6 protein-coding genes and 7 pseudogenes are annotated in these 11,473 nt (G+C 54.3%); 7 read left to right on the forward strand and 6 right to left on the reverse strand.

What is annotated here, in order from left to right; all coding sequences use genetic code 11:
- Positions 1–113, reverse strand: a pseudogene (locus IEX86_RS25250) (IS481 family transposase); the annotation flags it as partial.
- A gap of 56 nt (positions 114–169) precedes the next feature.
- Between IEX86_RS25250 and IEX86_RS23755 the strand changes: the two are divergent.
- The 3 pseudogenes from IEX86_RS23755 to IEX86_RS25460 all read left to right on the forward strand — a co-directional run.
- Positions 170–729: pseudogene (locus tag IEX86_RS23755) on the forward strand ((2Fe-2S)-binding protein); the annotation flags it as partial.
- A pseudogene (locus IEX86_RS23760) lies at positions 722–1,555 on the forward strand (FAD binding domain-containing protein). The pseudogenes IEX86_RS23755 and IEX86_RS23760, both read left to right, overlap by 8 nt.
- Positions 1,552–3,773, forward strand: a pseudogene (locus tag IEX86_RS25460) (xanthine dehydrogenase family protein molybdopterin-binding subunit). The pseudogenes IEX86_RS23760 and IEX86_RS25460 overlap by 4 nt, the downstream one beginning before the upstream one ends.
- Before the next feature lie 584 nt (positions 3,774–4,357).
- Here the strand turns inward: IEX86_RS25460 and IEX86_RS23770 are convergent.
- From IEX86_RS23770 to IEX86_RS23785, 5 genes are all read right to left on the reverse strand, one after another.
- On the reverse strand, positions 4,358–4,513 hold the full coding sequence (locus IEX86_RS23770) for a hypothetical protein (protein WP_188868638.1): 156 nt from the start codon (positions 4,511–4,513) through the stop codon (positions 4,358–4,360).
- A 244-nt stretch (positions 4,514–4,757) separates the two neighbouring features.
- Positions 4,758–4,943, reverse strand: coding sequence for an IS3 family transposase (locus IEX86_RS23775; RefSeq protein WP_188868639.1), 186 nt, complete (start codon positions 4,941–4,943; stop codon positions 4,758–4,760).
- A 287-nt stretch (positions 4,944–5,230) separates the two neighbouring features.
- Positions 5,231–5,356, reverse strand: a complete 126-nt coding sequence (locus IEX86_RS25870; RefSeq protein ID WP_373290484.1) for a hypothetical protein — start codon at positions 5,354–5,356, stop codon at positions 5,231–5,233.
- A 362-nt stretch (positions 5,357–5,718) separates the two neighbouring features.
- Positions 5,719–7,746, reverse strand: a complete 2,028-nt coding sequence (locus IEX86_RS23780; protein ID WP_188868640.1) for a hypothetical protein — start codon at positions 7,744–7,746, stop codon at positions 5,719–5,721.
- Positions 7,747–7,775: 29 nt separating this feature from the next.
- A complete protein-coding gene (locus tag IEX86_RS23785; RefSeq protein ID WP_188868641.1) occupies positions 7,776–8,195 on the reverse strand; it encodes a type III secretion system chaperone in 420 nt (139 codons plus the stop codon).
- Positions 8,196–8,592: 397 nt separating this feature from the next.
- Here IEX86_RS23785 and IEX86_RS23790 point away from each other — a divergent pair.
- The 4 genes and pseudogenes from IEX86_RS23790 to IEX86_RS23805 form a co-directional block, all read left to right on the forward strand.
- Positions 8,593–8,795 (forward strand): annotated as a pseudogene (locus IEX86_RS23790) (hypothetical protein); the annotation flags it as partial.
- Between the two features lie 254 nt (positions 8,796–9,049).
- Positions 9,050–9,327 (forward strand): annotated as a pseudogene (locus tag IEX86_RS23795) (transposase); the annotation flags it as partial.
- A 348-nt stretch (positions 9,328–9,675) separates the two neighbouring features.
- Positions 9,676–10,893: a hypothetical protein gene (locus IEX86_RS23800; protein WP_188868642.1), complete on the forward strand. Its 1,218-nt coding sequence runs from the start codon at positions 9,676–9,678 to the stop codon at positions 10,891–10,893.
- Between the two features lie 287 nt (positions 10,894–11,180).
- A pseudogene (locus tag IEX86_RS23805) lies at positions 11,181–11,435 on the forward strand (transposase zinc-binding domain-containing protein); the annotation flags it as partial.
- Positions 11,436–11,473: the final 38 nt, after the last annotated feature.

The raw sequence follows: 11,473 nt of genomic DNA on the forward strand, positions 1-11,473 counted from the left end.
TAGGGATTTAAGTTGTAGCGCTTACTCAGCGTCGCGATCGAATCCTGCGATCGCTGTAATTCCGCTCGGATGGCGTGCGTGGTCGTGGCGCGTTTGTGTAGAACCTGAGCCATGGATCCTCCTCCGATAGAGGTCTATACCATAAACCCTTTCTCCCCGGAACCAAACATCTAGCCTTGCCGTTGCCTCGGCTCCAATATGGGTCAAGGCAATACAGGCCGCGCCTGTCGACGACACCAAACAACCTCTGCAATCTAGTAAGCAGCGTATTACCCTAAAAGTGAATGGCCAAGCCCACACAGTCAATGTGCCAGCCAATGCCATACTGCTCGATGTACTGCGTGACCGTCTGCAGCTGACTGGGACCAAAAAAGGTTGCGACCACGGTCAATGTGGCGCCTGTACCCTGCATGTGAACGGGACGGCGGTAAACTCCTGCCTGTCGCTGGCCGTCAGCCATAACGGTGACGAGATCACCACTATCGAAGGCCTGGAAAAGGACGGCAAGCTGCATCCTGTACAGGAAGCCTTCTGGGAGCATGACGCTTATTGCACCTCTGGCAGATCATGAGCGCCGTAGCCATCCTCCATGATCTCTCCATTGGCAGCGACGATGCCAGCCTACGCGAGGCCATGAGCGGTAATATCTGCCGCTGCGGTGCCTACAAGAATATTCTTGCGGCTATACAGTTAGCGCGCGGCAAGCTAAAGGGGGCAGCTGATGCGTAACTTTCAGTTTGACCGTGCAACCAGTACCGAGCAGGCACTTAAGGCTGGCCAAGCAAACCATGCGCTGTACTTGGCTGGCGGCACTACCCTGCTTGATCTGGTCAAGCTTGACGTCATGCAGCCCGAGCGGCTAGTGGGTATCAATCGCGTTGGGCTTAACCGTATCGAGCGCCCAGGTGATGGCAGTGTGCGCATCGGTGCCTTGGTGACCAACACAACACTGGCCCGGGATGAGTACGTTGTCCTGGCCTATCCTGTGCTGTCTCAGGCACTGCTAGCAGGTGCTACTACGCAGTTGCGCAACAAGGCCACCACGGCCGGTAACGTCATGCAGCGCGTGCATGGCGGCCATTGGTGCAACCGTTCATGTGCAGAGCCCCCAGGGTGAGCGGAAGATCGACTTCCTTGATTTCCATCTGCTGCCCGGCAATACCCCTGAGCGCGAGCACGCCCTGGCCCCGGGCGAACTGATCACCCATATCACACTTGCGCCCCCGTTGGTCGACAGTCGCTCTGGCTACCTGAAACTACGCGATCGCGCCTCCTACCAGTTCGCACTGGCATCAAGTGCAGTAATCATCCAGCTGCAGGACGACCGCATCACCGAGGCACGCATTGCCCTGGGCGGGATCGGTACCAAGCCCTGGCGGGCTCATGAAGCAGAAAATCATTACGCGGTCAGCCCGCCAATGAAGAGACCTTCCGCCGTGCGGCTCAGCTGGCGCTGCAGGGTGCCACGCCGTATCGGCACAATGCCTACAAGATCCCGCTTGCCCAGCAGGCCATCGTCCGTAACCTGCAGACTCTTACAGGAGGCATGGCATGAACGACATCATCGGTGCCGCCCCTAAGCGAGTCAACGGTCGACTCAAGGTGACCGGCCTCGGGCAATACACTGCCGATCATGGACTCAAGCACATGGCGTATGCCTATGGTGTCTACTCCACCATCGCTAGCGGCCGTGTCACCCGTATCGACGTTGATGAGGCCCGGCGCATGCCGGGTGTACTCGGGATCTACCACCACGCCCACTTCACCGAACTCTACCGTCCACCCAAGATGAAACTGAATCCAGCTAAGATTGACCCGCTAGTAAAGGTCGATGAAAGCCGGCTGCCGTTCGAGGATGACCGGGTCTACTACGCCGGTCAGTTCGTGGCCATGGTCGTGGCCGACTCCTTCGAGCAGGCTCGCGCGGCAGCCTACAGGGTCAAGGTTGAGTATAAGGAAGAGCCCACTCTGGCCACTCTGGCCACGCTTGCGCAAGCGAAAGAGGTACAGGCACCTCAGGCTGCAGGCTCTGACTACTCACGTGGAAACCCGGAAGCCAGTTTCAATACCGCAGCTCATCGCATTGATGCGACCTATACTACCCCTGTCGAAACCCACAATCCGATGGAAATGCACGCCACGACTGCCTACTGGGAGGACGACCGGCTGTTTGTGTACGAGTCAGTAATCGTGCACCGTAATACCTTGGCTCGTATATTCGGTTTGAGCCCGGACAAAGTCGAGCTACAGTCGCCCTTCATCGATTCAGGCTTTGGCAGCAAGTTCTGGGCGTGGCCGCCCTCGCCTGCTACCTGTGCCGTCGCGCGACTTGTCGGTCGCCCCGTACAATTTGTGGTGCCACGCCCGCAGATGTTTACCACTACCGGTCATCGTCCGGCTACTGAGCAACGACTGCGGCTCGCCACGGATGACTAGGGCAAGTTGCTGTCGGTACGACATGAATCGGTCAACAGCACATCGTTCACCGACCAGAACACCGAGAGCTGCGGTAGTGTAACCAAGAGCTTATACAGCTGCCCGAATCTAGCTGTTACCATGCAACGCTGCAGGTCAACCACGGGACCCCTACCTCCATGCGTGCCCCGGGTGCTGCGCCAGGTTTGTTCGCTCTGGAATCACCCATGGACGAGATGGCCGAGGTGGTTGGCATAGACCCTTTGGAGTTTCGCAAACTCAATGCCTCAACACGAGATGAGAGCAAGGACATGCCCTAGTCCAGCAATCATCTGGAGGAAGCCTTTGATAAGGCCGCGGCCAAGTTCGGGTGGGACAAGCGCACCCTTAAACCCGGCTCGATGCGCGACGGTCATGAAGTGATCGGTTATGGTTTGGCCGCGTGCAATTGGGATGCACTGCGCTGCGCCTGTGAGGCACGGGTATCCCTGCGTGCTGATGGTACGGCGTATGTTACCTGTGGCGTGCAGGACATCGGTACTGGTACCTACACCATTGTCGCCTAGGTAGTGAGCAAGATTACCGGTCTACCACTCGAGAAGATCACCGTACAGCTGGGTGACTCATCCTTTCCGCCCGGACCGGTCTCCTGGCTCCTGGGCTACCGCCAGCGCTCTCCCGACTGTGGCTGAGGCCACCCGTGATGCCATCGAACAGCTCAAAAGCTTTGCCGTAGAGGACGGTCCGTTCCAGGGCGTCGATCCCCAGGCCTTGCAGTTCGCCAATGGCCGGCTGGTCAGCGGTGATGACGTGTTGGATTTTTGTCATCTGCTTACCACCCTGCGCTTGGGCAGTGCTGAGGGCGAGGCCCGGACACAAACAGCCGACAAGAATGATGTTTCGATCCGCTCTTTTGGTGCGCATTCGTGGAAGTGCGCTGGGATCCAGGTATCTCCCGCCTGCGTGTATCACGTGTGGTCAGTGCAATTGATGTCGGCCAGGTCATCAACGCCAAGGCTGCCGCGAATCAGGTGGAAGGTGCGATCGTAATGGCCATTGGCATGGCAATGTTTGAGGCTACACATTATGACGAACGTAACGCCATGCCCACCAACAATGACTATGCCGAGTACATGGTGCCAGTGCATGCTGACCAGCCGCCGGAAATGGACGTAATCCTGCTTGATTATCCAGACTATGCCCTCAACGAGTTTGGTGCACGCGGTATCGGTGAGATCGGCATTACAGGGTTGGCCGCCGCCATTGCCAATGCGGTGTATCACGCCACCGGCAAGCGTATCCGCGACCTGCTGATCACGTTAGACAAGCTCATGGATAATGTTCCTCAAGCTGTATGAACTATCCTGCCCAGGGATGGACAGGAATAGTCAACTTGAGAGTGCTCTTTTATTATCAAGTACTCGTTTTAACTCACTGTGGAACCTCCTCAGGCGAATGACTCTGCCAGTATCTAATGCTGTCCCCGCGTATGGTGATCTGCATGTAATTGCGCACTCTGCCACGTACCAGCTTTCAAGCGGATGATGTAGCACGGCATTGATTGCTCACGATCCTATGTTGAGCATCAGGCTTTGCCAAACTCGACGTTTAGAGTCATCGAGTCGGTATGGCGCATGGGATTTTTTTCCTGGCCAAGTTCGTCGTCGTGGGGGTGTATGTAGCTATCCCCAGTACCCAGCTCTTCTTCTAAGAATTTACCAGCCCTCTGCATTTGGGTGGTCAAGCCATCATACCAGCCCGGGATGGTGTCATTAACGTTATCAATAAGACCGGCCTTCTTTGCCTTTTCGGCGATACTCTTGCTGTCACCGATCTCGAAGCCCTTTCCATCGCTGGCGTGTGTAGAGGCGTTACGTCCGTCAATATAACTAGTGTTGATAAAGCCATTGTAGGCCTCAAGCCTGCTCGCGTCTGGACGGTATTAGCCGTCCTCGTCCGCTTGCCTTATCAGCGTCGTGGTATCTGCTTCATACTTCATGGTGCCGGTAGAGCCCGGCTGCCCCTTGGGCGCCAGGGTGAGCTCTCCAGTCAGGTTTTCCTTCTGGTTAAGTAGCAGTCTAAAAAATATCGTAGACATTCTTAGCGGCCATCAAGCTCGACTACAGTGAAACTGAGCCGGAAAGCGCAACGATATCAAACGGTGTACCACACGAAGCCCTTACGTGACGGTCTTGGCACAGGTAAAACTCTGTGAGGCATACACTGCTGTCCAACAGGGTTGAGCCACTTCAAAACAGCAGTGTCAGAGCACTAGGTTCGATCCATACCCTGCTCTCTCTGTTGTTAAGCTAAAAGCAGTTTGATAACTGCTATGAGTACGGTCAGTGATCCCGCCCAGCAATCGTGGACACGGGTTTAGGCACGCATTCGAGCCTCGAAAGCTTCCGGGCTAATGTACCCAGCATGCGATGACACCGCTGATCGTTGTAGTCGGTTTCGATGCATTCAAACACGGTTTCGCGCATCTGGGCTCGACTCGTGAAGCGCTCGCCGTGGATGTACTCCATATACCTGCACGCCCTGCTGATTAGTTCGATTCTTCGCTGGTGACTCATTGACTGTGCGCATGAGCACTAAGCGTAGTAACCGCTGCGGACGACACCCAATACACGGCACATGGCCTTGATTGAGAGGTACACGGCATAAGCGCTCATGAAGGCGTGTTCAATTGAGGCACTTGGCAAGGTACGCGGCGGCCTTTTTTACAAGGGCCAGCTCCTCAGCTTGCTTGGCTCAAGCGACTGTTAGCCGAGCAAGCTGAGGAGCTGGCCTGACCCTGTTGTTTCTTGCTCTGCTAGCCATAGAGTTGGGAAGCATGGAAGCCAAGCTGTCCGGCAACTTTGCTGACGCCGATTCGCTCAGCCAGCGCTAGCGCTTCGTCCTTGTAGGCGTGGGAGTAGCAGGTGCGGGTTTGTTTCATCTAGCTTGTTGCTAACCTTGCCGTGGCTCACCTCGTGCAGTGTATCGCTTAAGGGGTATCCACGGTTGCTGGGCAAGATCAACGCTCTATTACGCAGCGATGGCGACCAAGTCGCTCTTTGCTGTCTATTCCCTTACGGGCGGTTCGACTGGTAATCTCTCGTTTGCACAGATGCCTGTGACAGCGCTCAAGTTCGTCCGCCTTGTCGGTATGGAGTTTCTCAGGCCAACGGCTAACTCTTCTCGACTTAGACCCAGGCGATCCGCGTCACGTGATGAAAAAGCCCACTGGACATCAGAGATAATGCCTTTGGGTGTTTTCAAGCAACTTAACAGGTAACGGCTGGGTTACTTGGAGTTTCTCTAGCTGCCAGCTTGATTGCCCATCAGCATTGCCCGCTGCTCGGCCATTCGCGAGGATTCAGCGGCCACCTCCACATCTTGGTCGACCGCTTGCTCATTTTTAGGGCTGTTCATGCGCAAGGCATAGAACTGATCAATGTAGGTACGGATTTGCTCGGGACGCAGCTCAGGTGTCTGCCCATGCTTCTCACCCAATAAGCGCCATGCAATGAAGTTGACCACCGAGGCCACAGGTACCTGCATCCGCGCACCAGGAATTTTCGCTTTGTTGTGGTGCGATTCGACGATGTAATCTAGGCAACCCTTGAACAATCCTTGCAAACGGTTTTGTTGGTTGTGGTCTAGCAGTGCGCCCTCGCCACCTTTTATTGGCAGGCAATACATCCCTGCCCAACCGTGATAGGCATTGATCGCTGCCTCGCGTTTGGTAGGAGCATCAGTGCCTTCGAATACAGCCATTTCCAAGCGGTCAGCCAAGGCCGGCTCCAGCTCGCCGGCACCGCCGTCCACCGGAGTATTCGCTCCCCGTCGAAGCGCGTTGGTTCCCATCAGGATCGTTACGTTGGAAAAATCCAATAGGGTTTCCAAGGCGATAGCTTCCAGTTGCTTACGGCTGGGATCGGTCAAACGCTTGATTCCGTCCATATCGTCGAGGTCCGCTTCGTCCAGCAGCAAGATCGGATTGGTACATTGGGCGCGGTTAAGCAATAAACCGATTTTACCCATGGCGTCGGTGTCAGCTGTGACGAACTCATCCTGCTCTAGCGCTGACCATTCCTTGGCCATCAACGAGTTGATGCCACCGGCCTGTTTGTCAGGCATTACCAGGCTCTGCACTGGCAAGCCGAGCAGCTCAGGCAGCACGTGCTCAGCATAGCGGCTCTTACCGGTACCAGGTGCACCGGCCAGCATCATCATCTGTTTGCTCACCGAGGGCACTTCGGTCCAGCGGTGCCAGTCGTCACTGTCCTTGAGCGTGAGTAAATCAAAGTCGGCGTTGGCTTGGAAAGCTGGTGGCAATTCGCGTTGCAAAGAACGGGCTGCAATCCCTAGAGTGAAACCGCTGAGTTTATCGCGCAGTTCCGGCGGGTAGCGATGTAGATGGCTGTCCATGCGTACCAACAGATCAGCACGCCCGGCGTCGGTCTTGATGGCTTGTACTTCTTGAGTCTTCATCGGTCGGCCGACCATAAAGTCCTGGCGCCAGTGCATCATGCCGCGGATCAGCCCGTAATTAACCTTGTCACCCTTCTTCGCGGCGGCAAAGGCCTGTAGCAAGAAAATGTCGATCTTGCGGCAACTAGTCTGGATATGGTCGGGCAGAATCTTGAGGTATGCGTCATTCTGTGCCTGGCGGCGCAAGTGTGTCTTTTCCAAAGCCTCGGCGTAGCTGAGCTTGGCCTTGGTGGTGACCGCCTCGCGCACGCCGTTGAGCAGCTCCTTACCCTCTTGGTATATCGGCGTCAGCATTCCCATGGCAATAAAGCCGCGGGCGGTGCCCTGCTGATCGCTGGGTGCCTTGGCCTGAACCAATGCGTCAACCGCTGTGTAAGCTCCATAAACTGCTACTCCCGCTACCGCGCCACGGGCAAGAGCCTTACCGGTTTCGGAACCAGCCTTCTGCCAGTTGAAGCTGTTGGCCAGCACATCATCGACATCCTTTTTCAGCTGGTACTCGAGCTCCCCGTAAGAAGCTGCAGCTAACGGTGTTATGACTGGGCGTTCAGCCATTTCAATATCATCGTTTTCAACCGTTACATGGCTATAAGAGGTCGCGCTACGCCGGCTAGCAGCCGGTAGCCATTGGCCAACTCCCAGGACAACATCGCTCAGCCGCTGAATCGTGCCTACTATCAGTCGGGCTCCTGCTCTAGACGATGGCGCCACCGATCCATAAGCGCCGCTAGCCTGAGCGATCGGCTGGCTAGGAGCAGAATGCGCGCCAAGTAACCAATGGCCCGATTCAAGATCGCTGACCACAGCATGCTGAGTGCCCCCTAGACGGGGCAGGTTGAATGTGTAAGTCATTAAGCATCTCCTTAAAACGAACACTATTCTCAGAGTGCGAAGCCCTGGCGGGTCAGATGGTAGTGCAGGCTATTACGACGGGCCATCAAATCATTGATGCCCGTATCGAGCGCTTCTACGTCCAGCCCCGAGACAGGAAAGCGCATCTGAAGATAGATATGCTCGTGCTGTGGGTGCATGGAGATTAAGGGCCCTTCGGCTAGGCAATTCAGGCTAAGCAGAGCACGGTATAGTTCCTGGCTAGTAGGGCCGTTGGATGCCACGCTTCGGCGATCGCTTAGAGGCGTGTACACATGTAGCGTTTGCTGTGGCTCGCTCCACTCGAAGTAAACCGAGGTTCCATCACTTAGACTTAGGCCAGCACAACCGTTGTCGGCCAGGGTGAGGTTGCCGATTCGGTCACGGCAGCCGAGAGAATGAAGCATTTCATTGACAGCTTTAACGTTCATGCGATGCCCTAGAGTGTTTCGCGTGGAAAGGCTTTCCAACCAAGAGATTTTTTAATAATAATGATAATCTTAATCATTACATTCGCAGGCTCTGTGGTCCTTTATCTGCCGTTAGTTCCAATCGTACCCATCCTAGGTAATGGCTGCGTTTTGCCAGTGTGAGTAATAGCGTGCCCGCATGGCCTTTCGATCGTCAGGTCATCAACGGCATTAAGAGGGTGTAGAAAAAATATACTTGGAGTAAGCCGACCCTCTAGTTCCCAGCTTTAAGGTTGGTTTATGACTAAAAGCGGCTAACAAAACTCGGCATGGCTATGTCCACGATAGAGGTATGAGACATCGCAAAGAGATTACAGCTGTGCTGTGGAGGCGCATAAAGCCGCTGGTACCGGAGCATAAGCTCTATTTTGCGCAGATGGCCAAAGTGTTTTAAACGTTGATCCGTTCAGCTGCGTGCTGTGTGGTTCACGGATGGTGTACACAGCGGCGATCAGCGGACTGACGCAGGGACTGGTTATTAATGCTCACGCGATTGAGCTGATGAGGCATGTAAAACCGTGGTACGGAGAAGGTGCGTCCGCAGTGCAGGCTTGGGGCTAAAAATTACTTCCCGATCAGCGGATTATAGTGAAATCCATTTGATTTTACTATCCGGTCTCTGATTCGCCAGGCCAATCGCGCCGTAACGCTCTTGCCTATAGTCTGCGTTCATGTGTAGGAATTTTGAAATTCCTACACATGAACTAAAGCAGCGGCTAGCTGCAGTCTTTACTGACCTTGAATGATGAAGTGTAGTGGTCTAATGAAGCCGGACATTCATTTGGGTGAGAATGCTCGCCAGAGAGAGGTGTCTGATGACCAAGCAACGTCGTTCTTTTACGCCTGAGCTCAAGCGCGAGGCTGCCAGCCTGGTGTTCAATCAGGGCTACAGCTATATCAAAACCGCCCGTTCGCTTGGGCTGGTTAAGTCGGCGCTTCGCCGATGGGTGAATTAGCTGCAAGAGGAGCGTAAGGGTGTCACTCCAACCAACAAAGTCCTGACGCCTGAGCAGCTGAAGATTCAGGAATTGGAGGCCGAATCAATCGGCTGGAACCTGGCAGCCTGCGGCCGCAAATTGGTCCGTGCTCGCTTTAGAGCCGTATTGCCTGCCCATGTGCCTGGACCGCTTTCGGAACCCCCTAAGCCCTTCTGACCACCTACCTGGATCCAGGTCGTCCATCTCGACCGCTCACATTCCCAGAACAGGCTCAGCCAGCGATGAATCCACTCCCGTTAGGTAGCCCTTCCCGACACTACACCGCGCCGGTAATACCGGCCAACCAGTGGTGGCAGCAAGCCTGCAAGCCCAGCCTCCTCACCCTATCACTCTACACCCGCCAGCCTGAGCCCGATCATCGTTCGCTGACCGTTCGTAAAGAGCCTGGGCCCTTTAAATGGCAATAATTCACCCAGCACGTTCATGACCAGGAACATCACGTTATGAAACTATCCTTTAAATCATTCATAAACTCCATATCGACCTCGCTTCCTGAAGTCAGCCAGTCGTCCACCCCCTCTCAACCCAGCGGAACCGGCGAGGTGTCGCAGGTCAGGCAGCCTAATAGATTCCTACTCAACGGGGGGGCGTTCATCAGGCTCGGGCCCATGGCGGCAGCAGCCCATGATAAAAACAGAAAATCCACTGAAAAAGAAAATGACATGGTGAACCAATTGCTCACGCTCGAGCCGGAAGAACTGAAGAATATTAAAAGTGAAGTGCATGGGCAGGGAAGTTCGGAAATTCAATGCCATACGTACCTGAAAACCCTCAAGAAAAATGGGAAAGATAAGACGTTCGAGGTATGCGTAAAAGCGAAGAAAAATCGGGACGCCTCCAAATACGTCGACAGCGTAGAAGTTTATACCGTGCCGAAAAAGCGCGACGAAGAAAAGTCGCTTCACATTTTTAGGCGTTTCCATGAGCCGAAAAAAACCCTAATCGATTTGCCCATGGAATTACAGAAAATCATCGTCGAAGAGGCGTACTTCAAAGGTGAAGAGGAAGAAACCAATTTGGCATTGTTGGCCTCCAGCCGGCAGACGAGAGAGGTCACGAGCGCTTCGCTGCACGAGTCAATAGACTCGGGCGCGTCGCCGGTCGCTAAATTCATTGAAGATAATAAAAAGCGGTGGTCGGCAGAAAAGCTGAGCGACAAGAAGATACAAGGGGAGGTTGACGACTTTAAAAAACGTGCCCTTTTGGAAAAACATGGTAGCCACATCAAGTCGACGTTTGGTGATGCGGTATATGCCACTCATAAAAATAAATTCCTGGCCTTGCCTCCAACGGGAATGAAATTTGTCGCAACTCATCTGCATCTCTTGAATGGTGCTTATACGCCTACAAGTTTAATCAACCTCGCTAGCCTGTCGGCTGAAAAAAGAGATTTTGTTAAGAAGTATCAATCACGCTTTTTGATAGAAGCAGAATATGGTCGCGGTGTGGTGAAAAACGGGGACTACATCAATTGGCTAGCGTCACGCTGTGATTCGCCTGAAAAACTCAAGACGCTATTGAAAAATTTCCCAAATCAAAACTCAAACTCACCTTTTGCAGTGTCCAAGGTTTACGGGCCTTTTAAAAAGCCTTTTGGTGAAGAGGGCCCTATCCCGCCAGCGCACTTGGTACATACCCCAGATCAGCTTCCACTTTATTGAAGGGTGAGCTACCCCACCCGTGAGGGTCGGGTCTTTCCTCCAAGCATTGGTAACAGGTTACTGACAAACCTCTAGATCACCCAAACCTGCTGAAGGCGAGCGGCACAGCCACGCGCCTACAGGTGACATTTGCAATTCCGGAGTTTATCAGTAAATCTGATCCATTACATGCCTGATCTGGATAACCCAAGCAGACCGTTTACGATTTACGATCCGCGTTGGCTTTACTTAGCTAAGCCAGGGTTACAGAAGCGCAAAACCTATAACAGCCGTTGCCCAACGTTCCCATGCCAGATAGCTTCAAACCCAGGCCCTTGAAAAACCTGTTCACGGCCAACGGCTGCTGGGCGGGTTTACTGGAGGCTGGCGGTCTGCACGATATCGAAGTGGAATCGGTTAGCAAAATGCTGGCCTGCGGTACCTCGATCCTGGGCGTGAAGCACTACGCCTGCGGTGAGGAGCGTTGTCCTCACGTCAAATACCTGTGCAACACGCGCCACTGCCGGGCCTGTCCGTCGTGCGGCAAAAAAGCCACCGATCAGTGAATCGCCGTCCAGAATAACCGCTTGCCCGACTGTGC

The organism is Pseudomonas asuensis, assembly GCF_014646755.1.
Lineage (GTDB): Bacteria > Pseudomonadota > Gammaproteobacteria > Pseudomonadales > Pseudomonadaceae > Chryseomonas > Chryseomonas asuensis.